18 protein-coding genes, 2 tRNA genes and 1 other RNA gene are annotated in these 25,539 nt (G+C 69.2%); 14 read left to right on the top strand and 7 right to left on the bottom strand.

Translation table 11 applies throughout. The features are described from left to right. The first annotated feature begins 106 nt into the window (after positions 1-106). From ACFVYE_RS23380 to ACFVYE_RS23365, 4 genes are read left to right on the top strand one after another with little or no spacing between them, the layout of a single operon-like run. Positions 107-1,009, top strand: coding sequence for a radical SAM protein (locus tag ACFVYE_RS23380; RefSeq protein ID WP_382218533.1), 903 nt, complete (start codon positions 107-109; stop codon positions 1,007-1,009). Then, positions 1,002-1,643, top strand: a complete 642-nt coding sequence (locus ACFVYE_RS23375) for a hypothetical protein (RefSeq protein ID WP_389607187.1) — start codon at positions 1,002-1,004, stop codon at positions 1,641-1,643. The genes ACFVYE_RS23380 and ACFVYE_RS23375 overlap by 8 nt, the downstream gene beginning before the upstream one ends. Beyond that, positions 1,561-2,214, top strand: coding sequence for a class I SAM-dependent methyltransferase (locus ACFVYE_RS23370; RefSeq protein WP_389607185.1), 654 nt, complete (start codon positions 1,561-1,563; stop codon positions 2,212-2,214). The genes ACFVYE_RS23375 and ACFVYE_RS23370 overlap by 83 nt, the downstream gene beginning before the upstream one ends. Positions 2,215-2,234: 20 nt before the next feature. Continuing rightward, positions 2,235-2,822, top strand: coding sequence for a class IV adenylate cyclase (locus ACFVYE_RS23365; RefSeq protein ID WP_382218530.1), 588 nt, complete (start codon positions 2,235-2,237; stop codon positions 2,820-2,822). A gap of 532 nt (positions 2,823-3,354) precedes the next feature. Here the strand turns inward: ACFVYE_RS23365 and ACFVYE_RS23360 are convergent. The 4 genes from ACFVYE_RS23360 to ACFVYE_RS23345 form a co-directional block, all read right to left on the bottom strand. Continuing rightward, positions 3,355-5,088: a relaxase/mobilization nuclease domain-containing protein gene (locus ACFVYE_RS23360; RefSeq protein ID WP_389607183.1), complete on the bottom strand. Its 1,734-nt coding sequence runs from the start codon at positions 5,086-5,088 to the stop codon at positions 3,355-3,357. Further along, positions 5,085-5,645 carry a plasmid mobilization relaxosome protein MobC gene (gene mobC / locus ACFVYE_RS23355; RefSeq protein ID WP_389607181.1) on the bottom strand — a complete coding sequence of 187 codons (561 nt, stop codon included), beginning with the start codon at positions 5,643-5,645 and terminating at the stop codon, positions 5,085-5,087. The genes ACFVYE_RS23360 and mobC overlap by 4 nt, the downstream gene beginning before the upstream one ends. Positions 5,646-5,863: 218 nt before the next feature. Then, the gene (locus ACFVYE_RS23350) at positions 5,864-7,237 is read right to left on the bottom strand and encodes a hypothetical protein (protein ID WP_389607179.1); all 1,374 of its coding nucleotides are present in this window, start codon (positions 7,235-7,237) and stop codon (positions 5,864-5,866) included. Positions 7,238-7,490: 253 nt separating this feature from the next. Next, positions 7,491-9,011, bottom strand: a complete 1,521-nt coding sequence (locus ACFVYE_RS23345; RefSeq protein ID WP_389607177.1) for a DnaB-like helicase N-terminal domain-containing protein — start codon at positions 9,009-9,011, stop codon at positions 7,491-7,493. A gap of 321 nt (positions 9,012-9,332) precedes the next feature. Here ACFVYE_RS23345 and ACFVYE_RS23340 point away from each other — a divergent pair, with 321 nt between their 5' ends. The 4 genes from ACFVYE_RS23340 to ACFVYE_RS23325 all read left to right on the top strand — a co-directional run bounded on the left by ACFVYE_RS23340 (position 9,333) and on the right by ACFVYE_RS23325 (position 15,701). Beyond that, complete coding sequence (locus ACFVYE_RS23340) at positions 9,333-9,827, top strand: helix-turn-helix transcriptional regulator (RefSeq protein ID WP_389607265.1); 495 nt, start codon at positions 9,333-9,335, stop codon at positions 9,825-9,827. Between the two features lie 168 nt (positions 9,828-9,995). Further along, positions 9,996-10,292, top strand: coding sequence for a helix-turn-helix domain-containing protein (locus ACFVYE_RS23335; RefSeq protein WP_389607175.1), 297 nt, complete (start codon positions 9,996-9,998; stop codon positions 10,290-10,292). Beyond that, a complete protein-coding gene (locus ACFVYE_RS23330; RefSeq protein WP_389607173.1) occupies positions 10,289-12,061 on the top strand; it encodes a tyrosine-type recombinase/integrase in 1,773 nt (590 codons plus the stop codon). Before ACFVYE_RS23335 ends, ACFVYE_RS23330 begins: the two co-directional genes overlap by 4 nt. Positions 12,062-12,398: 337 nt before the next feature. Then, positions 12,399-15,701: a type ISP restriction/modification enzyme gene (locus ACFVYE_RS23325; RefSeq protein WP_389607171.1), complete on the top strand. Its 3,303-nt coding sequence runs from the start codon at positions 12,399-12,401 to the stop codon at positions 15,699-15,701. Between the two features lie 7 nt (positions 15,702-15,708). Here ACFVYE_RS23325 and ACFVYE_RS23320 read toward each other — a convergent pair whose 3' ends face one another. Both ACFVYE_RS23320 and ACFVYE_RS23315 read right to left on the bottom strand, forming a co-directional pair. Next, complete coding sequence (locus tag ACFVYE_RS23320) at positions 15,709-16,098, bottom strand: hypothetical protein (protein ID WP_389607169.1); 390 nt, start codon at positions 16,096-16,098, stop codon at positions 15,709-15,711. 429 nt (positions 16,099-16,527) lie between these two features. Next, positions 16,528-16,615 (bottom strand) — tRNA-Ser (locus ACFVYE_RS23315). Positions 16,616-16,746: 131 nt separating this feature from the next. Here ACFVYE_RS23315 and ffs point away from each other — a divergent pair. The 6 genes from ffs to ACFVYE_RS23285 all read left to right on the top strand — a co-directional run bounded on the left by ffs (position 16,747) and on the right by ACFVYE_RS23285 (position 25,395). Next, positions 16,747-16,843: signal recognition particle sRNA small type (ffs, locus tag ACFVYE_RS23310), an RNA gene on the top strand. Between the two features lie 67 nt (positions 16,844-16,910). After that, entirely contained in the window at positions 16,911-19,091 is a 2,181-nt protein-coding gene (locus ACFVYE_RS23305) for a DNA polymerase III subunit gamma and tau (RefSeq protein ID WP_383966138.1), read from the top strand. A 93-nt stretch (positions 19,092-19,184) separates the two neighbouring features. After that, positions 19,185-20,435 carry a phosphoribosylamine--glycine ligase gene (purD, locus tag ACFVYE_RS23300; RefSeq protein ID WP_327274005.1) on the top strand — a complete coding sequence of 417 codons (1,251 nt, stop codon included), beginning with the start codon at positions 19,185-19,187 and terminating at the stop codon, positions 20,433-20,435. Positions 20,436-20,835: 400 nt separating this feature from the next. Further along, complete coding sequence (locus ACFVYE_RS23295) at positions 20,836-22,602, top strand: hypothetical protein (protein WP_383966140.1); 1,767 nt, start codon at positions 20,836-20,838, stop codon at positions 22,600-22,602. Between the two features lie 303 nt (positions 22,603-22,905). Next, the gene (locus ACFVYE_RS23290; RefSeq protein ID WP_383966142.1) at positions 22,906-24,369 is read left to right on the top strand and encodes a N,N-dimethylformamidase beta subunit family domain-containing protein; all 1,464 of its coding nucleotides are present in this window, start codon (positions 22,906-22,908) and stop codon (positions 24,367-24,369) included. Positions 24,370-24,480: 111 nt separating this feature from the next. Further along, on the top strand, positions 24,481-25,395 hold the full coding sequence (locus ACFVYE_RS23285; RefSeq protein WP_383966145.1) for a phosphoribosylaminoimidazolesuccinocarboxamide synthase: 915 nt from the start codon (positions 24,481-24,483) through the stop codon (positions 25,393-25,395). 60 nt (positions 25,396-25,455) lie between these two features. On the opposite strand, the gene ACFVYE_RS23280 is transcribed toward ACFVYE_RS23285, so the two are convergent. Beyond that, positions 25,456-25,528, bottom strand: a tRNA-Gly gene (locus ACFVYE_RS23280). Positions 25,529-25,539 lie beyond the last annotated feature (11 nt).

The raw sequence follows: 25,539 nt of genomic DNA, 5'->3' as shown, positions 1-25,539 counted from the left end.
AACGTCCCAGGACGTCCTCGTAGCGTCCGGATACGCGGTGATGCGGTCCGAAGCTTTTCCGCGAACATCAGGTCTCCTACCAGGCAACTGCCAGAAGGAGACCCACGTGATCGGGGAAATCACCGGGATCCGCAGGATCCGGATGCTGTACCTCCAACTGTTGTACCGCTGCAACTTCGAGTGCCTGCACTGCTTCCACGGCAAGCGGCTCCAGCACGCCGATGCCTTCACCGCGGATGAGGCAATCAACCTCCTGACCCTGATGCGCCAGCAGTACGGCACAGAGGCTGTCACCCTGCTCGGCGGGGAACCGTTCGTCTACAAGGACCTCGCCCAGGTCGTCCGGTACGCCAAACAGGACCTGGGCATGCAGGTCGAGATCTGCACCAACGGCTACCGGATCGAGCGCCGGCTCGCCGAGATCGCCCCTCACCTGGACCTGCTGCGGGTATCGCTGGAGGGCATCGGCTCGACCAACGACCACATCCGCAAGTTCGGGAGCTACCAGAGTGCGCTGAGCGCCCTCGACATCGCCCGGGGACTCGGGGTTCGCACCGGCGCGACCATGACGGTCACCTCCCGCAACATCGACGAGGTTCTCCCCCTGGCGCGCACCCTCCAGCACTACGGGGTAGAGCAGTTGAAGCTTCACTGCCTCCGGCCGGTCGGCAATGCGGCAGACCACCCCGAGCTCCTCGTCACCGACCCTGCCGCCTATGTCCGCCTCCGAGACCAGCTCCAGACCGCCCAGCTGACCATCGAAGTGATTGTCGACGAGGACTTGTCCGAGCACGGCGCCCCGGAGATCTGCGCCCCTGCGGGCGGCCCGAAACAGATCGAGCGGATCGAGGCCGACCCGCGTGGCGCTCTCACCATGTCCTGCAAGGCGGTCGGCCGGGACTCACACGCCTTCTGGTACGACAAGCTCGCCGACCACATCGCCCACCGACCGTCAGACAACGACGAACTCACACTCGCCGTCCCGGACGTGGTGTACGGACGTGCCTGACCAGGCACCGTTCGAAAGCCTCGAAGGACTCCGCGGCACCGGCAAATCAACCCTCGCCCCCATGCTTGCGGCCGCACGCGGCGCCGTGCTGGTCCCGACCGTGCCACCCATCCACCAAGCCCTACGGCGCGAGGTGGACCGGATGGGGAATACCGAAGCCCGAATGTGCTTCTACCTCTCAGCCCTGTTCACTGCGGCTGATCAGATCCAGCGCTACCTGTCTGCCGGCACCCCGGTCGTCGTCGAAAGCTACTTCGCACGCTGCCTGGCCAACCACCGCGCCTTCGGAGCCGAGCTCTCCGTAGTCCTGCCGGCTGACCTACCGCACCCCGTCACCTACTACCTCGTCTGCGAAGAAGGCGAGCGTCAACGCCGCCTCGCCAGGCGTGAGAAGCCCGTCTCCCGTTGGGACGCCCTCGCTGAAATCACAGCCGATCAGATCACCGACGCCTACACCTCGTTCCAGATGCACCGCGTAGAGACCACCGGACTCAACCCTGACGAGGTACTCCAGACCGTCCTGACCACCAACCCGAAAGGAGAGCAAGCCAGTGCAGACACCAAGCATGTGGCGGCACACCCTCACCTTCTTCCCGCAGTTCCTCGCCGCGCTGAAGGAGCATGCGGAGCCTGACTCCACCGTGACGGTCATCGGCGCGAGTGACGGCAGACTCGTCGTGCCGCTAGCCGCCGCCGGCTACCGCGTCATCGCCATCGAACGCAACCCGATCGCCCTGCACGGCGGCGAGGTCCAACTTCCGGGTGATAAAACCGGTCACGCAGTGGGGCTGATCGACCGGCTGAAGCACGAAGGGCTCTACGACCGCGTCCAGGTCGTAGAGGACGACTTTCTCGCAGCCGAGCCCGCCGCCACGCGCTGTGATGCGGTCTGGACGAGTTGCTCGTGGCACTACAGTGCCAACCACCACCAGCCGTTGGGCGAGTTCGTCAACCGCATGCAGCGTCTGGTCCGGCCCGGCGGACTGTTCGGCGCGGAGTTCATGATGCCCATCACGCAACGCCACCACATGCTTGAGCACTACACCTCCCCCGAGAGACTCCGGCAGTACTTCATCGGCGACTGGGACGTCCTGCTCACCCTGCGGACCAACGAATTCGCCGAACAGGCACACGTCGGACAGCTGCAGGACCACACCCACCGCATGGGCCTCCTCCTCGCCGCCCGCGCATCCACCCCCTCCTAGAGCTACAGGAAGAAGGACACATGAAGCACGAGTACGAGGCGAAGTTCCTCGCCATCGACGTCGACGGTCTCCAGGCCAAGCTGACCGCCCTCGGAGCCGTCCAGGCGTTCCCGCGCACGCTCCTCACCCGGAAGATCTTCGAGAACGACGCCCTCGAAGGTGGTGCCTGGATTCGACTGAGGGATGAGGCCACCCGCTCCACGCTCACGCTGAAACAGGTCACCGACGCTACGACGATCGACGGCACCACCGAGATCGAAACCGAGGTCTCGGACCTCCACGCCATGGCCGAGATCCTCCGCAACGTCGGACTGCGCGAGGTCCGCTACCAGGAGAACTACCGCGAGGAATGGCGCCTGGGCGAGGTCGCTTTCGACTTCGACACCTGGCCGGACCTCCCCACATTCGTCGAGATTGAAGGACCCGACGAGGCATCCGTCCGACAGGCAGCAGACCTCCTCGACCTCGACTACTCGGAAGCTCGCTTCGGCAGCGTCGACGAGATCTACAAGAGTGAGGCAGGCCGGGACATCCTCGCCGAGCCCACTCTCCTCTTCGCCGACGCGGGCAAGCAGGAGTCGGCCAAGGCGGCTGCCCCGAGCGAGTGATCGTGAGTACTGAGCTGTGTTTATGGAACTGGCCGTGACGCCTCAGGTCATACCCGGCATCGCCGAATTCGCGCGGGGCGGTCTGCCCGCGGCAGCGGACACCGATGACGGCAACACGTGGACTGACGGGTACTGCTGGCTCTACTGCGGGCAGCGGTGGACCCGTGTTCTATGGATTGGCCCCGTGAGTGTGGCTGGCGCCCAGGCAGCGATGTACGCCTGTGGCCCGTGCATCCGGGCCCTGCAAGAGCAGGTCTGGCAGGCCATCCTCCTCCACGATGAACCGACGTGTCCGGCCCCGTTGAGAACGTTCACGACGGCCGAGCAACCTGGCGGACGCCGCGTTGGGAAGCATCGCGCGCGGGGCAGCCTGTTGCGTCGTGGATGAGGCCGATGGGCTGAACTCAATAAGTCCGTAACGCCTCTTCACGACGAAGGCCCCGCGACAGAAGTACGTCGGCTGCTGGGCCGGTCACCATGCGTGGTGACCGGCCCAGCAGCCGTTGTTGCTACGGCGTCTTGCCGCGGCCTTCTAATGACGATGACGGCGTTGTCGATGTGCGGCTGCGGCAGGGGCCTTCGCTGCGGGCTCTGGCTTTGGGGCCTGCACCACGGCCGCCTGTGTCGTGGTTCGGCGGCGGGCTGCTTCCGCGCGGCGGTTGGGGGCGGGGTGGCGGCCGGTGTGCTGGATGCGGGTGATCAGGACGCGGGCGGGGCTGTGGGCGGTGCCGAGCTCGCGGCGGGCGGCGGCTTCCTTGAGAAGCTGATGGGGCTTGTGGCCTCCGTCTTCGGCGTCGGCGAGGACGGTGGCGAGGGCGGGCCAGCCGGGGTCGGCGAGGATCCGCTCGGCGTGTTCGGGAACGGCGGCGCGTACATCGTTGGCCAGTGCGCGACAGGTGTCGTTCTTGGGGCGGCGGGCTTCGAGGTCGGTGAGCGTCGGAGCGAGCGCGTCGTCGGCTGCTGACTGGAGGTGCTGGACGGCTCGGCGGGCGGCGTTGGTCTGGTGGGCGTGGCCCTTCGCCTCGTGCCAGCGTCCGGCGAGGACGGCGGCCCAGACGAGTGCGGCGACCAAGGCTGCGAGCGCGCTGCCGTCGGGGCCGGTGGCGGTGTTGGCGATGTCGCGGGCTGCGGTCCGCAGGGCGTGGGCGGCTCGGTCATCTGCCCGTATTTGAGAGCGCTGGGCACGGGCGAACGCCCGGCTGGCCGATTGCAGTTGGGAGCGGAGGTCGGCGGAGGCTTTCTGGGCGGTGGCTTCGATCAGTACGCCCAGGGCGGTGATGTGCGCCTGTGCCCGTGCGTCCCCGCCGCCGTCGGCGCTCGTGCCCGTGATCTCTGTGTGGAGGGTGTCGAGGGCCTCGGTTGCCTGATGCCAGGGAGTGATGGGTCGGTTGCGACGGGCTGTGGGGTGTTCCTCGGGCCCGCTCGTCTCCAGGCGTGCCTTCAGCTTGGGCAGGGACAGGTCGGGGGCGATCTTCCCGCCGGGGTGGTAGATCTGCTCGCCGTCCTTGTTCAGGTCGCCGGGCCGGCCGACGGCGTAGCCGAGTAGGTCTCCGGACGGACCGTGCCGGGGCTTGACCAGGATGTCGCCGGCTTCGAGGTAGGCGAGGAGTTCCTCGGCGCTGGAGGCGTGCGGGATGGCGGCGCGGATGCGGTCCTGGAGCCACTCGCGGCTGGTCTGCTCCCAGCCGAGGCGATCGGCTTTGTGCATCTCGGCCTGAGTGGGCCGCCGGGCGGCGGTGCGGTCGCCCTTCTTCAGGCGGCGCAGCCCATAATCCTGCTCAATCTGACGGCACTCGTCGCCGATGCGGATGCCGCTGTCGTGCAGCTTGGGGCGGCGGCCGTCTTCGCGGATGGTGGTCGCGAGGATGTGGATGTGGTCGTCGGCGTGGCGTACGGCGATCCAGCGGCAGGCCAGATCGTCATCGGCGGGGGCGATACCGGCTGCCTGGACGATGCGCTGGGCGATCTCGCCCCACTCGGCGTCGGAGAGGTAGCGGTCTTCGGGTGCGGCGCGGACGGGGCAGTGCCAGACGTGGTCGGTGACGGGTTTGCCGAACTCGCTGTTGCGCAGACGTACGGGCTCGTCGAGGTAGTGGCCGAGTTCGGTCAGGGTGGCGTTCTCGTCGCGGCCGGGGTCGGGCATGCCGAGCATGGCAAATCCGGCGACGAGGTGCGGATCGAGGTGTTCGTCGTGCCGACCGGGGCCGTAGAGGTAGGCGAGCAGACCGCGGGTGTTGGAGCCGGCGGCCTTGATGGCGGCGATCACGCGGCCTGGTCCTTCCTGGGGTCTGCCGGTTCGCGCAGTGCCTCGGCGATCAGCTCCAGCAGGCGGTGCAGCTCGTCGAGGCGCTGGCGGATGTCGGGCGGGGTGTAGTCGCTGTTGAGGGCGCGGGCGATCTGGTTGACGTTGACGCCGGTGCGGTTGAGGGCGCGCAGGACCTGGGCACGGAACATGTGGGTGCGGCGGCGATCCTCGGACAGCGGCAGGTTCGCGGTGAACCGACCGGATACGAAGGCGAGGACGATGTCGGCGGCGAAGCCGGATTCGCCCTTGTAGCCGTGCTCTGCTGCGGCCTCGCGTAGGCCGGTGCGCTCGTCGTCGGTGAAGCGCAATGGGCCGACGCGCTTGATGCGCTTGTCGCCGGTGAACCGGCGGATCGTTGGCTGGACGCTCTGCACGGAGGGCTCGCTGAGGGCGGGGGAGTCGGTGCGTATGGGGCGGAGGATCGCTTGCTGGGCGGCGTGAAGCTTGTCCGGGTCGAGGCCGCCCTCGGTCCCGACCATCTGGTCCGGCGCCCCCTGGCGCTGGGCCGTCTCCGCCACCCCCGGGGCGGAGATCCCCGAAGACCGGCCTTGAGTCGGACTCGGGGTACTACTGGCTCCGCCAGGGGCCGTCCGTCCAAACGCCCGCTGCAAACGTCCCAGCAGCGTAGGTGACTTCGCCAGTGACGGCAGCACGCCGGGGTTGTGATCGGTGTGGTGAGGGTCGTGCGTCACGATCGGGTTCTCCGGGAGGGGTGGGAGGATGGACGAGGTGGGCGTCAGCCGTCGCGGGAGGCGCTCAGTTCGGCCTTGACCGCGCGGACGATGGAGCCGGCGTCGTCGCTGGCGACCCTGTATCCGTCGTTGCGTACGGCCTGCTCCAGGAGGTCACGGGACAGGCGGCTGTGCTCGTCGTGGAGACGGTGGGCGTAGTCGCGAAGGATCTCGTCGGTGGCGCGGGGCTTGCGGTTTGGCCGCTTCGATTTCGGCGAGGTGGGCTTGGCCGGTGGGGTATGTGAGCCGCTGCCCGTGGGCGGCTGAGCCTCCTCTTGCCGGCGGGCTGAGCCTTCTGTGCGGGCTGTCGATCCCGGGCCGGAGCGGGCGGTGGGATTCGGGCGGGCGGATCGCGGACGGGCGCCCGGGCGGGATTCCTCGTCGCCTGGATCTGATGGGTGCGGGCGGGGCCAGTCTTCTGCCCGCCCGTCGCCTTCCGCCCGCTCGTCGGCGTCCGCCCGGGAGTGGTCGGGCTGCACTGCGGGCAGGCCGACAGGCTGCCCGGCAGGCGTGATCCATCGCCCAGGCAGGCCGATGGTCGCCAGGGCGGCTGCTTGGCGGCGGGTGGCGAGCTGGCGCAGGAGTTGCTCGTTGCGCCGCGGGTCGGCGTCGATGCCGGAGCGGGCGAGGGCCTTGGACAGGCGGCGCACGGTGCGCTGGTCGGCCCGTCCGGTGCGCTGCTCGGGCGTCATCTCGGCAAGGCGGGCGGCAAGGGCGACAGCCCGCTGAGTGGCCCGGTCGCGGATGATCTGGGCGGCGCCCTGGTCCTGCTCGACGATCCCCAGGCGGGCGAGCAGCCGCTCGCGGGCGTTCCGTGCGAGGACAGCGGCGAGTCCGCGGGAGGTGGCGTCGGGGGTCCGCTGGCGCAGTTCGATGCCCATGGCCAGGTGCCACAGCACGGCCGCCATCACCGGGCCGGTGAAGGCGCGCACGGTACCGCCGACTGGGCCGGCCTCGGCGTAGGCGGGGATGGTCTGTATGGCGGTGATCACCCAGACCAGGGCTCCGGGCAGGCCGGCTGCCTGCCTCGGTCCGTGCAGGTTCTGGCGGGCCATCAGCGCCATCGAGAACAGGGCGAGTTCTGCGGCGGCGAACATCGCGGTGCGTTCGGCGGTGTTGCGCATGTCGAGGTAGTGGGTGGCGAACCGCCAGCTTGTGTCCGCGCTGTAGGCGGTGCAAACGAGCGCCGCCACGGCGGCGGTGACCACTGCGGCCGAAAGGCGCCGCTTCCGATCGTGGGCGCGGCGTCGGCTGCGCCGGGCCCTCAGGCCCGCAAGCAGAGCGCCGGCGGCGACGGCCAAGACGGCCACGAGCAGGAGCGGATTATCGGCGTACGGGAGCGAAGTGGTGGCGAGCGTTTCGGATATGACGGGCGGCATGTACGGGTCTACTCCGAGGGAGGGGCTGGGAAGGTGATCACGGCGTTCACGGAGGGGGCGTACACGCGGGCCCCCTTCTAAAGGGGGCCCCGCGCGTGATCGCTTGGGTGCGTGTACGGCGTGGACGCTCGTGTGATCGCTCTACCTGCGGTTTTGCGGTGAGCGTGTGCGCTGTGAGCGGTTCACGGCGGTGTGCGGGCGTGGGGGCCGCGTGTACGGTCGCGTGAACGCTTCGAGGGGGGTGGTGAGGGGCTCAGCCGACGGAGGTGAGGTGGCGGGCGGAGGCGTAGTAGCGGGCCTGCTGGCCGCCCCCGGCCCCTCCGGCGACGCCGTCGGCCTTGGTGGCCAGGCCGCTGTCGACGAGGCGGCCGAGGTGGCGTCGCGCCTTCTCGATGTCGGCTCGTTCGGGGTCGCCCCCGCCAATGAGGACGGTCGCCAGGTCGCGTGCGGTCAGCCCGTTGGAGGCGTTGCGCAGCAGGACGACGGGGTCCTTGGTGGGGTCGACGGTGGTGGTGCCGCGTACGTGGTCGTGTGTGACGTCCAGGGGGCCGACTTCACCGGTGGGGGTCTTGAGGTGGTGCAGGGTGACTGCGGGGTCGCCTGCCCGGCCGGTGATGAACAGGACGCTGCCGGCGCCGGCAGTGAGCCAGGTGGAGCCGTAGACCTGGTCCAGGCTGGGGCGCTGGCCGCGCGGGGCGTCGGCGGTGGCCTTGCGCTGGTGGTGCAGCTCCATGATCTCCACGCCGTTGCGCAGTGCGCGCATGCGGGCGTTGTGGAAGGCGACCGCGAGGCTGTCGTCGACCATCGTGCTGACCGCGTCCTTGAGGCTGTCGATCACGATGGTGTCGGCCTGGTGGGCGGTGGCGAGGTCGGCGAGGAGGTCGGGCTCCTTGTCGAGGGTGGCGGGCAGCGGACCTTCCCAGACCACGAGCCGCTCGCGCAGGATCTTCTCGTCGGTGGGGAAGACGCGGCGGGCCATGGCTTTGGCGATCTGCTTGGGGCGGTCCATCGCCAGGTAGAGCACGCGCCTGCTGGGGGCGACGGGCATCTCCAGGGCGGTCTCCTGCAGGCCGAGGCGGGCGAAGATCACCTGATGGGCCAGGGTGGTCTTGCCGACGCCCGGTGCGCCGACGATCATCAGGCTCTCGCCGGGGGCCCAGATGGTCTTCTCACGGGTGCCCCACAGGGGCTCGGCGTCCGCACCGCTCTCTTTGACGAACGACCACCCGTCTGTGGCGAAGCGGGACAGGCACCCCTGTCCCGAGGCGAGCGCGCGTTCGCGTTCGGCGCGTACGTCCGCTTCGACCTCGCTGCGAATCGCTTCGGGATCCGCGCCGGGCTCCTGGGCCTGCTGGAGGGTGCGTACGGCGGAGGTCACCAGGCGGCGCAGGTCGGCTTTCGCGCGGACGATCTCCGCGTGGTACTCCGCGCTGCCGGTGCCGTAGGGCACGTTGGCGAGTTGGGACACGTAGGCGGGGCCACCCACGCGCTGCAGGTCGCCTTGCTGCCGGAGCAGTTCGGTGAGGACGATCGGGTCGGTCGGCCTGTCCTCGCGGTGCTGGGTGAGGAGCGCGCGCCAGATGGTCTCGTGCGCGGGCCGGTAAAAGGTGTCGTCCCCGAGGATGGGCCGGACCGCGTCGATGATGTCGGCTTTGTGCATGCAGGCGCCGAGGACCGCGCACTCGGCGTCCATGTTGAACGGAGGCTCCATTGGCATGGGGCCCTCGCCGAAGCGGGATGGCATCTGGGATGGCAGGGTCGTACCCTGGGGCATGGAGCTCCTCATCCGGCAGGCCATTACGGGGCGGCAACCCCGGCCTCCGGTTTCGATCGTTCAGGGATGGATGGTTGTGCGGTGGAGCCTCTACTTCGGCCCCGGTGTTCGTAGCACCGGGGCCGCTTGCTGTGCGGATCCGTCCGCCGCTGTACGGCGGAACACGACCATAGCCGAGATTTTTGGTAACGCAACGCCTTGCATTTCATTCCGCAACGATGTTTAGTTGCGGACGCTGGCCCCAGTGGACCCGTTGTCGCGTGAAGGGAGGTGCGAGTGAGCAGCGAGGAAGGCTCGGAGCGCGCCGGCCCCGGTCGTCCGGTGCCGGAGGATCACGTCGCCACACGCATCAAGCTGGAACGCGAGGTCCGCGGTTGGAGCACGGTGAAGCTCGCCGAGGAGATGGCCGCCGCCGGCCATCCGATCAACCAGTCGGCGATCTGGCGCATCGAGAGCGGCAAACCGCGTCGCAGGGTCAACCTCGACGAGGCGCTCGGCTTCTGCAAGGTCTTCGACCTCACCATGCAGGACCTGACCGGACCGCCAGGCGAGCTGGCCACGCCCCGCATCCGCCAACTCGCCCATGAGTACGTCCAGATGACGCTGGAGTACCGCCAACTGCGAGCGGCGATCGACCGGAACCAGATGCACCTGCACGAGATCCAGATGGAACTCGACGCTTACGGGGACAAGGGACCCGAACAAAGAGGACAGGTCGACGAACTCCTCCGGCTCGAAGAACGGGCCCTGCAGAGGAGCCTCCACCCGTCCCGGGCGCACCTACGAAACCAGGGGCAGCCACCCGTCGGCGAATAGCCGACCGCTGCCCCTCCCGCGGCGCTACGAACGCCGAGAAACCTCACGCGCGGCGACCTCCGTCGCCGACGATCACCCACCCATCCATCCCTGAACGACGCCACCGGCCAGGCCGACGGGAGTTGCCGCTCCCGCGACGCCGCGATGCCGGCGGGAGGAGTACCCCCCATGCCACAGCCCGCCCTGCCCATTTCCCAGATAGCCCAACTCCTGGACGTTTCCGAAGCCGCCCTGCGCACCCTGATGGCCGAGCGGCGATCCGCCGGCGACACGACCCTGGTCGCCCTCACCGTCACCGAAGCCGCCCGCCGGATCGGCATCGGCCGCACCAAGCTGTACGAGTACGTTTCCTCCGGCGAGATCGCCTCCGTCAAGATCGGCAGCTTGCGCCGCATCCCAGCAGAGGCGGTGAACGACTTCCTGGCCCGCCGTCTGTCGGCGGCCGACTTCGGGGCCGCCGCGTGACGCGAGCCTCCGCACCGAAGTCCCGCCAGCCCAACGGCGCCTCGTCCATCTACCTCGGCAAGGACAGCCGCTGGCACGGCCGAGTCACCGTCGGAGTCAAGGACGACGGCACCCCGGACCGGCGCCACGTCAGCCGCAAGACCCGCGCCGAGGTCACCAAAATCGTCCGCGAGCTGGAGCGCCAGCGCGACAAGGGCGCCGTCCGCAAGGCCGGCCAGTCGTGGACCGTGGAGACGTGGCTCACCCACTGGGTCGAGAACATCGCCGCCGTGCACGTCTCGGAGAACACGATCGACGGCTACCGGGTGGCGGTCTACCACCACCTCATCCCTGGCCTGGGCGCCCACCGCCTGGAGAAGCTGGAGGCGGAACACCTGGAGCGCTTCTACAAGAAGATGCAGGAGACCGGCAGCGCCGCCGGCACAGCTCACCAGACCCACCGCACCATGCGCACTGCCCTCAACGAGGCCGTGCGCCGTGGCCACCTCACCCGCAACCCAGCCACGATCGCGAAGGCCCCACGCCTCGAAGAGGATGAAGTCGAGCCGTACTCGGTCGAAGAGGTCCAGCGCCTCTTGGCAGAAGCGGGGAAGCACCGCAACACAGCCCGCTGGGTCATTGCCCTGGCGCTCGGCCTCCGTCAAGGCGAGGTTCTCGGCATGCAGTGGACCGACGTTGATTTCGAACTCGGCGTCATCCGCGTTCGCCGAGGCCGCCTGCGGCCCCGCTACCAGCACGGCTGCGGCGACCGCTGCGGGCGCAAGCCCGGCTTCTGCCCGCAGAAGGTCAACATCCGGCGGGAGACCAAGAACGTGAAGTCCCGCGCAGGGCAGCGGCCCATCGGCGTCCCGGACGAGCTGATGGACCTCCTCCGGCAGCACAAGGAAGACCAGGCCCGCGAACGGGCCCTTGCCCGCGACCTCTGGACGGAGAAGGGGTACGTCTTCACATCGCCCATCGGCGAGCCCTTGAACCCGAACACGGACTTCCACAAGTGGAAGGACCTGCTGAAGTCAGCGGAAGTCCGCGACGGCCGCCTCCACGATGCCCGCCACACCGCAGCGACGGTTCTGCTCATCCTCGGTGTCTCCGACGCTGTGGTCGACGCCATCATGGGCTGGGAACCCGGTAAGTCCGCCCGGATGCGCCGCCGCTACCAACACCTGACCAGCCGCGTCCTCAAGGACACCGCCGACAAGATCGGCGGCCTCCTGTGGGGCGTGGATTCGACCCAGGTCTCTGGAGGTGTCGTCCCCGACGCCGACCGGAGTCCCGTTCCCGCCGAGATGATGCTCCACGTCGCCCGCCTCGGCGAGCGACGCGTTCCCTTCCTGCACCGCGAGCATGCCGACGAGGTCGTCGCGCAGTGGAGCGAGGACTGGCCGGACCGAACGGCGGAAGTTGAAGAGTGGGACCGCGGGCGCTGGGAGCGCAACGGCCCGAGCGGCGCACGCGCCGTCCGCGATCGGATGCCCGAGCGGGCCGTGGTCTTCTACGCCCGAGCCCTCTTCCTCACCACCGGAGAGCGTGAGTCGACAACGCTCCCCGAACAATGGGCGGTGCCTGCCTGGGAGTTCGAGACCGATGCCTACACCAGCTACCCGTCTGTCTGGCGCACGGTCCGGCTCCACGGCGAGGGCCAGGAGGTCGAGGCCAACGCACGCGGCACGGACAAGGAGGCCGTAGAAGGAGCGTTCGCCGAGGCGTGCGCACAGGCAGTGAACCGCGCCCAAAACCCGGGGAAGTACGGCGATACGGACGACTGGTAGTCGGACGTCTACGTGACGGGCCTGACCGTGGTCGGTCAGGCCCGTCGTTTCCGCAGCGATCTGCTCCAGCAGACAAATGAGTCGGTGCAGTGCCTATTTCGTCGGTATCCGACACATGGCTGAGTCGGTGGCTTCCAGTGCTGGAACCTCTGGAGGTAACACTGTCGCTACCGATCACTGCGGCGTTGACGGGTGTGGACCCGAAATCGACATCCAAGCGGCGATGGTCGTTGAACACCAAAGAGGCGCAAAATGGACTGAGTTGACTTCTTCTCACTCGTCTCGCGAGCCTGACATACTCCTCAAGTCATGATCGGCAGTACGTGGGGGTGCGGCAGTGACGCAGGAGCAGTTCGGCTGGCTCTCGGAGGCCATATCGACCTTCGGCGCGTCGTGCAAGGACATGGTGAACGGACCGGGCGACCCCGAGGCGTCCATCCGCCCGCCGATGCAGAAGCTCCTAGAAACCGTGGGCAGCCACGATGCCATGGACGGCGTTCTGTGGCACTCCGAAACGCCTCTGCGTGATGTGGGTGTGCGCCCCGACTATGCGGTCGAGGTACACGGCGACATCGTCGGCTACATCGAAGTCAAGCGCCCTGGTCACCCTGTTGATCCGGAGAAGTTCACGGGGCGTAACAAGAAGCAGTGGGAGCGACTGCGCGACCTGCCGAACGTGCTCTACACCAACGGCACGGACTGGCGGCTCTTCCGCACCGGGGAGCCGATCGGCACTCCGGTCGTCTTCGAGGGCGATTTGGCCAGTGCAGGACGGTCGTTGACCGCCCGTGAGCCTGCCGCGTTCAACAGTCTCCTGCGGACCTTCCTGCACTGGGTTCCCGAGCCCATCCGCCAAGCCTCTGCTCTGGTCCGGCGCACTGCGCCGCTGTGCCGCCTGCTGCGCGCGGCGGTCCTGGAGCAACTGGAGTTCGAGGGGCGGTATGCGGCGGAGGGCGCGCGTCCTGAGGAGCTGCGGTTCACAGGGCTGAAGAACGACTGGCGCAAGCTGCTCTTTCCGACGGCCGATGATGCCACCTTCGCCGACGGCTACGCCCAGGCAGTGACTTTCGCGCTGTTGCTGGCGCGCACCGAGGACATCTCCTTGAAGGGGGTGGGGCTGCATGAGGTTGGTCGGCGGCTGGATGCCGGACATGCCTTGATGGGCAAGGCCCTTCAGCTCCTCACCGACAACATCACGGTGAGCTTCGAGGTCAGCCTCGATCTGCTCATCCAGGTGATCGACGCGGTCGACTGGGCGGCGATTCGTAAGGGTCGGCGGGATGCGTATCTGCACCTGTACGAGTCGTTCCTGGAGGTGTACGACGAGAAGCTGCGGCAGAAGAGCGGCTCGTATTACACCCCGCGCGAGGTGGTCGAGGAGATGGTGCGTCTCACCGAGGACGTGCTGCGCACCCGCTTGGGCCGCTCGGACGGATATGCGGACGAGAGCGTGCGCATCGTCGATCCGGCAATGGGGACTGGCACGTACCTTCACGCGGTCATCGAGCATGTCGCCGCCTGGGCGGCGGAGAAAGACGGCCCCGGAGCACCGCCGGATGCGATAGGCGATCTGGCGAGTCGCCTGATCGGTTTCGAGCTGCAGATGGGACCCTTCGCTGTCGCCGAGCTGCGGACCTCGGATCTGCTCAAGCGGCATCAAGCGGTCGCACCGCCGGATGGAATGAAGCTGTTCGTCACCGATACGTTGGACGACCCCTATCTGGCCGAGGAAACCCTCGCTTCGACGTACGAGGTGATCTCAGAGTCCCGTAAGCGGGCGAACCGGGTGAAGGCCAGCACGCCGGTCACCGTCGCGATCGGCAACCCGCCCTACGACGACAAGGCCAAGGGCCGCGGCGGCTGGGTCGAGAAGGGCACACCCGCACAGGGCGTGGCTCCCATCGAGGCTTTCAAGTGGCCTGGCAACGGCCGCTATGAGCACGTGCTGAAGAACCTCTACGTCTACTTCTGGCGCTGGGCGACGTGGAAGGTCTTCGACGCCCATCCGCAGGACCAGCAGGGAGTCGTCTGCTTCATCACGCCCTCCGGCTTCACCACCGGGCCCGGCGGGCGTGGCATGCGGGACTACCTGCGGCGCACCTGTGACGAGGGCTGGATCATCGACCTGTCTCCGGAAGGGCACCGCCCGGATGTGGCAAGCCGGATCTTCCCGGGTGTCGCCCAGCCGCTGGCCATCTGCGTCTTCGTCCGCAGCAAAGACACCGACCCTGAGCGGCCCGCCCGTGTTCATTACCGCGCCGTGCACGGCAAGCGAGGCGTCAAGTATCGCCAGCTCAAAGAGATCCAACTGGACGACGACGGCTGGCAGGACACGCACTCGGATGCCATCCGCCCCTTCCGCCCGACCACCGAGACGGGGTGGGAGGACTACCCCGCTCTCGACGATCTCTTCCGCTGGGGAAGCCCGGGCATCAAGGCCAACCGCTCCTGGGTCAACGGTCCCGGCAAGCAGGTGCTTGAGAAGCGATGGGCGCGTCTGATCCACGAGAACGACTCGGTCAAGAAAGCGGAGCTACTCAAGGAGACAAGAGACCGTTCGCTGCACGCCAGCAGGGCTCCGTTGCCCGGACAGCCTGAGCACACCCAGAAACTCGCGGACGAAACAGTCCTGACACCTGACCTGGTACGCATCGCCATGCGCAGTTTCGACCGGCAGTGGCTGATCTCCGATAGCCGTGTCATCGACTTCGCCCGGCCTGCGTTGTGGGAAGCCATGCAGCCAGATCAGCTCTTCCTGAACCAGCAGTCCTCGCACGAGATCGAAACCGGGCCAGCGATTGTCGCTACCTCCCTGCTCCCCGACACTCACCATTTCAACGGCCGCGGTGGCAAGATCATGCCGATCCTCCATCCGGACGGCACCCCCAACGTGCATCCGCGCCTTCTCGCGCACCTCGCCGCCGAACTCGGCCTCGACCACATCACGGTGCACGATCTGGCCGCATACGCGGCGGCCATCGCCGGGCACGCCGGATTCACCAAGCGGTTCACCGAGGAACTACTCACCCCGGGCGTGCGGCTGCCGCTCACCCGCGATCCCGCCCTGTGGCACGAGGCGGTGCACCTGGGCAAAAACCTCCTGTGGGCCTCGACGTACGGGGAGCGCTATGCCGATCCGGAAGATGACCGACCGGCCAAGAACATCCTCTTCCCGCCAGGCGATGCGCGACGGCTCCGTTACGACCAGCACATAGGGGCGGAAGTCCCCGCCGAAATCCGGTACGCCGAGATGACCGGTACCCTGCACCTGGGCGGCGGGCACCTCAGCCCTGTCCCCGCCGACGTATGGAACTACGACGTCGGCGGCATGCAGATCATCAAGAAATGGTTCGGCTACCGAAAAGCCAACCCCAACAGCCGCAAGACCAGCCCCCTGGACGACCTGCACGTCGAATCCTGGCCAGCTGAGTGGACGCGGCAGCTCATCGAACTGCTCTCTGTGCTGCGCCGGCTTGTCGACCTTGCCCCCGCACAGCAGGACCTGCTGGACCGCGTCCTTGCCGCTCCCACGGTTACTGCAGCCGACCTTGAGAAGGTCGGCATCCTGCCGGTCCCCGACAAGGCCCGCAAACCCCACCGCCGAGTCGAACTCCCCATTGAGGCCGGCGAGGAGGCGTAGGGCCTGTTCAGAGTGCCCTGCGCTCCACGTACGCCGTCGCCTCCGTCACGCTCCATGCCCCCTCGGCGAGCTGGCGGAGCGCGTGCAGTTCTGCACCGAGTGAGGGCGTGCGGCGCTGGAGTTCGTCGGCGAAGACGCTCACCGCGACCAGACGCGCCGAGAGCACGGCGCACTCGGCTTCGAAGTGCACCGCCGTCCCGCGCGGCGTGATGGCCAGACGCTCACCCACAACCTCCAGCAGACCCATCCAGCTGAGAGTTCGCACGTCGTCCGTGATGCTCGCTTCTTCGAGGTCTCGGACCGCCACCGCCACGGGATCCGTATCGGGGTGTGGAACCTCGGCGAGCATGAGGTGTTGCAGAAGTTGAAGCTGCGAAGGGGAGAGAGCTGAGTGCACGGTTGCATGTCTAGCAGCACAGGGGGCAGTCCCGTGCATCAGGACCGATTTCGACCAAATCCCACCTGAATCAGATCAATATTTCCAGTCTGCCCAGGGGTCTGTGCGCACGGCCCGTCCGTGAAGGCGCCGCCCTCACCAACGGCTACCCGCCTGCGCTCATGCCCCTTTTTCGCCGTGAAGAGGGCGCGCCTCGGGCCGCGGTGCTCTACGCGATCAGCTGTTTGAGCGTAGTGAGGGCTTGGAGTGCGGGGTCGGGCTGAGGCGCGGAAGCGGAACTGAGACCAAAACTGAGACCACGCAACGACGAAGGGGTCAACGCGTAGCAGCGTGTGACGTCCGGCTGCCCTGGCTCGGGCCGACGAGCGAAGAAGGCCCTGACCAGCAGAAACGGGTCAGGGCCTTCTTCGTATTGCCCGGTGAGAGCAATGGCGGAGGATACGAGATTCGAACTCGTGAGGGGTTGCCCCCAACACGCTTTCCAAGCGTGCGCCCTAGGCCACTAGGCGAATCCTCCGCGGCAAACAATACAAGACGTTGAGGAGTGCTCGCGAACCCGTTCCCCTCCGGCTCCCCTCCGGCTCGTCCGGGGAGGTTCCGGAGGATGGGGCAGTGGACTGGCAGGGGTGGGGATCGGCTAAGGTGGGGTTCAGCCCCTCACGTGGCGCTATCTGACTGAACTCCCCCAGGGCCGGAAGGCAGCAAGGGTAGGTCGGCTCTGGCGGGTGCGTGGGGGGCCCTTGTGTTTCGGAGGGTGTGACGCTTCGCCGGTCCGGGGCCGGTTGTCGGTCCGCCCGGATAACCTCGTATGTGTGTCGTCCCTTGCGCTGTACCGCCGCTATCGCCCCGAGTCGTTCGCCGAGGTCATCGGGCAGGAGCATGTCACTGACCCGCTGCAGCAGGCCCTGCGGAACAACCGGGTCAATCACGCGTACCTGTTCAGCGGTCCGCGCGGCTGCGGCAAGACGACCAGTGCGCGCATCCTCGCCCGCTGTCTGAACTGCGAGCAGGGGCCGACGCCCACGCCGTGCGGCGAGTGCCAGTCCTGCCGGGACCTCGCGCGCAACGGGCCGGGATCGATCGATGTCATCGAGATCGACGCCGCATCGCACGGTGGCGTGGACGACGCCCGTGATCTGCGGGAGAAAGCGTTCTTCGGGCCCGCGTCGAGTCGTTACAAGATCTACATCATCGACGAGGCGCACATGGTCACATCGGCGGGCTTCAACGCCCTGCTGAAGGTGGTCGAGGAGCCGCCGGAGCACCTCAAGTTCATTTTCGCGACCACCGAGCCCGAGAAGGTCATCGGCACGATCCGGTCGCGTACGCACCACTACCCGTTCCGCCTCGTGCCGCCGGGGACGCTGCGCGAATATCTCGCCGAGGTCTGCGGCAAGGAGAACAGCTACGTCGAGGACGGCGTGCTGCCGCTGGTCGTGCGGGCCGGGGCCGGGTCCGTGCGTGACTCGATGTCGGTGATGGACCAGCTGTTGGCCGGCGCGGGCGACGACGGTGTGACATACGCCATGGCGACCTCGCTGCTCGGTTATACGGACGGCTCGCTGCTCGACTCGATCGTGGACGCCTTCGCGGCGGGCGACGGGGCCGCGGCCTTCGAGGTCGTGGACCGGGTGATCGAGGGCGGTAACGACCCGCGCCGCTTCGTCGCCGACCTCCTGGAGCGACTGCGCGACCTGGTGATCCTCGCCGCCGTGCCGGACGCCGGGGAGAAGGGCCTGATCGACGCACCCGCCGATGTCGTCGAGCGGATGCAGGCCCAGGCGTCCGTCTTCGGTGCCGCCGAGCTGAGCCGCGCCGCCGACCTGGTCAACGAGGGGCTGACGGAGATGCGCGGGGCGACCTCGCCGCGCCTCCAGGTAGAGCTGATCTGCGCCCGGGTGCTGCTGCCCGCGGCCTTCGACGACGAGCGTTCGCTGCAGGCCCGGCTCGACCGGCTGGAGCGCGGTGCGTCCTTCGCGACCGCCGGTACGGGGCCCGCCATGGGGTACGTACCCGGGCCGGAGGCTCTGGCCCATGCCCCCGTTCCCGTCGCTCCGGCCGTGCAGCCCGGCGCCGGACCCGCCGCCGCGCGTGCGGCGGCGCGGGGAGAGGCGCCCGCCCCCATGGCGCCGCCCGCACCCGCCGCAGCGCCTCCGGCCCCCGCGCAGCCCGTGGCCCCCGTCGCTCCGGCCGCTCCGCAGCCGCCGGCCGAGGCCCCGGCTCCCGCGGGCGGTCAGCGCCCCGGTGCCTGGCCCACCGCCGCCGCCCCGGATTCGGGCCGCCGTCCCGGTGGCTGGCCGACCGCTTCCGCCCCCGGCCAGTCGCCTGTCCCGCAGGCAGCCCCGGCCGCCGCCCCGGCCCAGGCCGTGCCCGCGGCACCGGTGCCCGCCGCTGCCGAACCGAGCCCGGGAATGACACAGGGCGCCGGCCAGGTACGGAACATGTGGCCGGACATCCTGGAGGCCGTGAAGAACCGCCGCCGGTTCACCTGGATCCTGCTCAGCCAGAACGCCCAGGTCACCGGCTTCGACGGCACCACCCTGCAGATCGGCTTCCTGAACGCGGGCGCGCGTGACAACTTCACGAGCAGCGGCAGCGAGGACGTGCTGAAGCAGGCCCTCGCCGAGCGGTTCAACGCGCAGTGGAAGATCGAGGCGATCGTCGACCCGTCGGGCGGTGCGGGCGCACCCCCGCAGACCGGTGGCGGCCGCCCCTCCGCCGTCGCGCCCGCGCCGCAGCGTCCGGCCCCCGCGCCCCAGCAGAGTTACGAACCCCGGCCCGCCCCCGCCCCGCACCAGCAGCCGAGCGCCGCACCCGCCGCGGAGTCCGTACCGCAGTCGTACTCCGCGCCCGAGCCCCCGCGATCGGTCGCTCCCGAGGACGACACCCCGGAGGCGGACGACCCGGACCTCGTCGACTCGGCGCTCTCCGGACACGACCTGATCGTCCGCGAGCTGGGCGCCACGGTCGTCGAGGAGTTCACCAACGAGTAGCAAGGGCGGGGCAGGGCCGCGGTACACCTCACGGACTGTCCACGGAGCGGCGTCCGTCAAGGCAGCCGCGCCCCGGCGGCTAGGCTGCACCCCGTGAAGGTCCTCGTCATCGGCGGCGGCGCCCGCGAACACGCCCTGTGCCGCTCTCTCTCCCTCGACCCCGACGTCACCGCTCTGTACTGCGCTCCCGGCAACGCCGGCATCGCGGAGGTGGCCGAACTGCACCCGGTCGACGCGCTCGACGGCGACGCCGTCGCGCGCCTCGCCACTGACCTGGGCGCCGAGCTGGTGGTCGTCGGCCCGGAGGCACCGCTCGTCGCCGGCGTCGCCGACGCCGTGCGCGCCGCGGGCATCCCCTGCTTCGGCCCGTCCGGTGAGGCGGCCCAGCTGGAGGGCTCCAAGGCGTTCGCCAAGGACGTGATGGCCGGGGCAGGCGTCCCGACCGCCCGCAGCTACGTCTGCACCACCCCCGCCGAGATCGACGCCGCCCTCGATGCATTCGGTGCCCCGTACGTCGTCAAGGACGACGGGCTCGCCGCCGGCAAGGGCGTCGTCGTCACCGACGACGTCGAGGCGGCCCGCGCCCACGCCCTGGCCTGCGACCGCGTGGTCATCGAGGAGTTTCTCGACGGCCCCGAGGTCAGCCTCTTCGCGATCACGGACGGCACCACCGTGCTGCCGCTCCAGCCCGCGCAGGACTTCAAGCGCGCCCTGGACAACGACGAGGGCCCGAACACCGGTGGCATGGGCGCATACTCCCCGCTTCCGTGGGCCGACCCCAAGCTGGTCGACGAGGTCATGCAGTCGGTGCTCCAGCCGACCGTCGACGAACTCCGCCGCCGCGGCACCCCGTTCTCCGGTCTGCTGTACGCGGGCCTCGCGATCACCTCGCGCGGAGTCAGGGTGATCGAGTTCAACGCCCGTTTCGGTGACCCCGAGACCCAGGTGGTCCTGGCTCGTCTTAAGACTCCGCTGGCCGGTGTCCTGCTGGGCTCCGCCAATGGCACCCTGGACGAGCTGCCCCCGCTCAAGTGGCGCGACGAGGCCGCCGTCACCGTGGTCATCGCCTCGCACAACTACCCGGGTACGCCGCGCACGGGTGACCCGATCCACGGCCTCGACGATGTGGCGGCGCAGGATGCCCCGCATGCCTACGTCCTGCATGCCGGGACCAGGCGCGACGGCGACGAGATCGTCAGCGCGGGCGGACGGGTGCTGTCCGTGACCGCGACCGGCAAGGACCTCGCCGGTGCCCGTGAGCGCGCCTACACGGCGGCGGCCCGGATCCGGCTCGACGGATCGCAGTTCCGTACGGACATCGCCCAGAAGGCCGCGGAGGCCTGAGGCCGGTACGGAACGGTATGGAACGGTATGGAACGGTACGGAGCGGACTGGACGGGAGTCCTCCGGACCGTACGGGTCCGCCCCGGTCCGGGGCGCGGGGCCGGGTACGTCACCCGATCTGCCCGCCCCCGGCTGCGGATCGAGTCCACCCCTCCTGAACCCCCGTCGACACCCACCGACGCGCCGCTGCGCCAAGGACAGCGGCGCGTCAGCACCTTTGCCCAAAGCCATTCCATCGAGTGACGGCTGAGCTATCCGGATGACGCCCGCCGAGCCCCCAACTAGGGTGCGGCGCAAGCATTCCGGCACTTGGCCCACTGGCATTGCGATGTCAGTGACGGGTGCCACAGTGGGGGAGTGAACAACACCGCCGCGGGGGCAGAGGGGGTGACGTCCGGTCGTGTCCGGTACCGGTACAAGTGAGGAGCTGGGTGCGCAGAGTGCGCGCGCCCGCGCTCTCGCTCTGCTGCGCATCCGCAGCAGGGCGACCGCCGCAGCCATCCTGCCGGCGGCGGTGGCCGTCGTGCTGCTCGTCGCGGGCGCACAGGGGCATGCCGTCGGCAGCGGCTGGGACACGGCGCGCTGGGCCGTGACGGCCTGCGCGGTCGTCGTGCTCCTGCTCGCCGCAGCGGTCGCGGTCGCGATCGTACGGGCGAGGCCGGCGGTCAGCCCGACCGTTCCGCTCCCGGAGGACGCCGCCCCCGATCTCTACCGCCTGGTCAGGGACCTCGCCGACCGGCTCGGGGTTCCCGCGCCCTCGGCGATAGCGCTCACGCCCGACTGCGACAGCTGGCTGGAGGACCGCACACACCCCTCGGCACAGCCCGCGGCAGGACCCGGAGCGGATCAGGGAACGCGTTCCGCTGCCCGGACCCGCCGCAGGGTCCAGGCAGCGCCCGTGCTGGTCATCGGTTCGCCGTTCCTGTGGTGGATGCGGGTCGCGGAGCTACGGGCGGTGCTCGCCCCGGTCGTCGCGGGCACGGGCCCCTCGGCGCATCCCGACATAGCCGCGGCGCGTCGTTTCGTACGGGGGCTGGACGGAGCGGTTGCCGACGCGGCCGCGCCCGTTTCCGGGCCGCTGTCCCGGGTGCGCAGAGTGCCGCGGGCCTTCGTCGGCTGGGTCGCCCTTTTTCTGCTGCGCAGCTGTCGCACGCATGCTGCGGAGATGGAGCGGGGCGTCGCCGCCGCCGCGTCGGTTCGTGCACAGGGTGTGGATTACGGGCTGCGGATCGTCGCCCAGGAGCAGGTCGGCCTCGCCTACGCGGGCTGGGACCGGCTGCTCACCCGCGTCGCGCTGCCCGCCTGGCAGATGGGCCGCTGGCCGTCCCGACTGGACGCGGGGGTCGTGTCCGCCCTCACCGAGCTCTCCCGCCGCGACCGGCTTGCCGACGGATTCACCTCGCGGCTCGGTGAGCGCCCTGCCTGTGACCTCCTGGAGGAGCCGGGTGCGGCCGACGAGGCGGCATCGCTGCTGGCGGCACGGCTCTTCCACGGCGGCCCGGCAAGGACCGGTCCCGACTGGTCGCCGGTCGACTGGCAGCAGTATCCGGAAGAGGTGGTCGACCGGAAGTGGCGCACCGAGGCCGCACGCCTGCACCGTGTCCTCGACTCGATGGGTACGGCGCCCGCGTCGCCCGACGACGGCGCCTCGGACGATCCCGACTGCCCGGTATTTCCCATCGACGCCACAGTGCCCACGCTGGCCCGGGTCGTCGAGCATCTGGCAGGCCGGTGCGGGAGCGGCGAGGAGCTCGCGGCCGGGATCAGCGCCGCGGTGGCCCGTGAGGAGGCGGCGGCCCAACAGACCCCGGCCGGCGGCACATCGGGCCCGGCGGCCACCCGGAGCGTCGCTCACTCGGGCGCGGACGTCCTGGACTTCTGGGGTCCCGGCCCCCTCCCGCTCTTTCCGCTCCAGCCGCCCCGTACGGGTACGGAACTGCTTGCCGACCATGTCGCGGCGATGGTCTGCTGCGCCGCCGTCGACACGGCGGGTGCGGCGCCCGGACTCGACTGGCTCGACGGTCCCGCGCTGTTGGTCGGCGGCGAGCGCCGGGCGGATCTGGGCAGTCCCGTCCTCAGCCTGATCGAGGACGGGGACGCGGGGCCGCTGAGTTCCTGGCTCGCCTCGGTCGGCGTACGCACCGACAAACCCGTCCGTCTCGTCTGAGCCACGGACCTCGACGGCCTCGACCACAGAGCTGAACAACAGCATCCCCACCCTGCTCAGAGACAACGCCGTCGGGGGCACCGCACCCCCAATACCCGGAAGGAAGCGTTCCGTTCACGTCAATTAGCGACGAACGGTGACGGAGTGCATGCGTTATGTGATGTGCTGGGGATCGACGCTGACAGTCGGCGCATCACTGTTGGCGCCCCGATGACGCACGGCCGGTGACGATCGCAGTTGATCACCGGTGACGATCAACTTTGTCTCACTGTTGTCTCGGGGGACTAGAGGGAGGGAAACGGTATGGGGGCGGAGCAGATTCGTCGATGGGAGTCGGGTGCCCTCGCGCACGCCGTCTCCGACCCCTTCGGGCAGGGCCCGCTGCCCTGGTTGCGCGGCAGTGAGAACTACTTCGACGACACCGGACATGTCGTCCCCTGGTATGTGGACCCCACCCTGGCCCGCAGCTCCACCGACGGCGGCACCCGTACGGCCGACGATGTGCACCGCCAGATCAAGGGCTTCACCTCCACGGGCGCCGCGGCCCCCGGAGAGGCGATCGACTTCCACATCACCGTGGACCCGCCCCAGCAGTTCTCCGTGGACGTCTACCGCATCGGTCACTACGGGGGCGACGGCGCCGCCAAGATCACCACGAGCCCCCGGCTCTCCGGCATCGTCCAGCCGGCCCCGCTCACCGCGGACCGCACGGTCTCCTGCCACCACTGGTGGCAGTCCTGGCGGCTGCAGATCCCCACCTACTGGTCGATCGGCGCGTACGTAGCCGTGCTCACCACGGTCGACGGATACCGCTCCCACATCCCCTTCACGGTCCGCGACGACCACCCGGCCGATCTCCTGCTGGTCCTGCCGGACATCACCTGGCAGGCGTACAACCTCTACCCGGAGGACGGCCGCACGGGCGCCAGCCTCTACCACGCCTGGGACGAGCAGGGCCGGCTCCTCGGCGAGGAGGACGCAGCGGTCACCGTCTCCTTCGACCGTCCTTACGCGGGCGCCGGTCTGCCGCTCCACGTCGGTCATGCCTACGACTTCATCCGCTGGGCCGAGCGGTACGGCTACGACATCGCGTACGCCGACACACGCGATCTGCACGCGGGCCGGATCGACCCCGGCCGCTACCGGGGCCTGGTCTTCCCCGGCCACGACGAGTACTGGTCGGTGCCCATGCGCCGTACCGCCGAACTCGCCCGCGACGACGGCACCTCGCTCGTCTTCCTCTCCGCCAACACCATGTACTGGCAGGTCAGCCTCTCCCCGTCGCCGTCCGGCGTCCCGGACCGGCTGCTCACCTGCCGCAAGCGCCGCGGCCCGGGCAAGCCCGCGCTCTGGCGCGAGATCGACCGTCCCGAGCAGCAGCTTCTCGGCATCCAGTACGCGGGCCGGGTCCCCGATCCGCACCCCCTGGTCGTACGGAACGCCGAGCACTGGCTGTGGGACGCGACGGGCGCCGGCGAGGGCGACGAGATCGACGGCCTGGTCGCGGGCGAGGCCGACCGCTACTTCCCGCGCACCGCACTCCCCGAGCACGAGAACCGCATCCTGCTCGCCCACTCCCCGTACCAGGACAGCGAAGGAGTCAAGCGTCACCAGGAGACCTCCCTGTACCGGGCCCCGTCCGGCGCACTCGTCTTCGCCTCCGGCACCTTCGCCTGGTCTCCGGCGCTGGACCGCCCCGGCCATGTGGACCCCCGCATCCAGCGGGCCACCGCCAATCTCCTCGACCGCATCTGCAAACGCGCCTGAAACGCCTCCGGGGCCACGGCACTCGGCGCCACGGACGCCCCCGCTCCGCCCCACCGCACCCCGATACGGGAGAATCAGTACGACTCCTGGATCAACCTACGCGGAGGCAGCGTGTCCGGATTTGTAGAAAAGCCCGAGCCAGTGCAGGTCCCGGGGCTCACCCACCTCCACACCGGCAAGGTGCGCGACCTGTACCGGAACGAGGCGGGCGACCTCGTCATGGTCGCCAGCGACCGTATGTCCGCGTACGACTGGGTCCTGCCCACCGAGATCCCCGACAAGGGCCGGGTGCTCACCCGGCTCTCGCTGTGGTGGTTCGACCAGCTCGCCGATCTCGTACCGAACCACGTCCTGTCCACGGAGCTCCCCGCCAAAGCCCCCGCGGACTGGGCCGGCCGGACGCTGATCTGCAAGTCGCTGCGGATGGTCCCGGTCGAGTGCGTCGCCCGCGGCTATCTCACCGGCTCGGGCCTCGTCGAGTACAACGAGTCCCGCACGGTCTGCGGCCTCGCGCTGCCCGAGGGCCTCGTCGACGGCTCCGAACTCCCGGCGCCGATCTTCACTCCCGCCACCAAGGCGGCTGTCGGCGACCACGACGAGAACGTGAGCTACGAGGAGGTGGCCCGCCAGGTCGGCGCGGAGACCGCCGCCCAGCTGCGCCGCACCACACTGGACGTGTACAGCAGGGCCCGTGACATCGCGCGAGCGCGCGGGATCATCCTCGCCGACACGAAGTTCGAGTTCGGTTTCGCTCCCACGGCCGACGGCGGCGAGGAGCTGATCATCGCGGACGAGGTGCTGACCCCGGACTCCTCGCGCTTCTGGCCCGCGGCCACCTGGGAGCCGGGCAGGGCCCAGCCCAGTTACGACAAGCAGTTCGTGCGCGACTGGCTGACCTCGCCGGCCTCCGGCTGGGACCGCAAGAGCGAGCAGCCGCCCCCGGCGCTGCCCCAGGAGATCGTGGACGCGACCCGGGCGAAGTACCTGGAGGCGTACGAACTCCTCACCGGCACGCCCTGGCAGTAAGCAGCTCCCGGAACACGAAGAAGCCCCCGGCCGAAAGACCGGGGGCTTCTTGCTGTACCGAGCGGACGACCAGGTTCGAACTGGCGACCTCAACCTTGGCAAGGTTGCGCTCTACCAACTGAGCTACGTCCGCAAGCGCCGAAG

The organism is Streptomyces sp. NPDC058239 (assembly GCF_042882185.1).
Taxonomy (GTDB): Bacteria; Actinomycetota; Actinomycetes; order Streptomycetales; family Streptomycetaceae; genus Streptomyces.
This window is presented reverse-complemented; position numbering and strand designations above follow the sequence as displayed.

Excerpts from the sequence above, each read along its gene's own strand:
- ACFVYE_RS23365 (WP_382218530.1), top strand. The coding sequence starts at position 2,235 with ATGAAGCACGAGTACGAGGCGAAGTTCCTCGCCATCGACGTCGACGGT.
- ACFVYE_RS23350 (WP_389607179.1), bottom strand. The coding sequence starts at position 7,237 with ATGCCGCCCGTCATATCCGAAACGCTCGCCACCACTTCGCTCCCGTAC.
- ACFVYE_RS23345 (WP_389607177.1), bottom strand. The coding sequence starts at position 9,011 with ATGCCCCAGGGTACGACCCTGCCATCCCAGATGCCATCCCGCTTCGGC.
- ACFVYE_RS23335 (WP_389607175.1), top strand. The coding sequence starts at position 9,996 with ATGCCACAGCCCGCCCTGCCCATTTCCCAGATAGCCCAACTCCTGGAC.
- ACFVYE_RS23290 (WP_383966142.1), top strand. The coding sequence starts at position 22,906 with ATGGGGGCGGAGCAGATTCGTCGATGGGAGTCGGGTGCCCTCGCGCAC.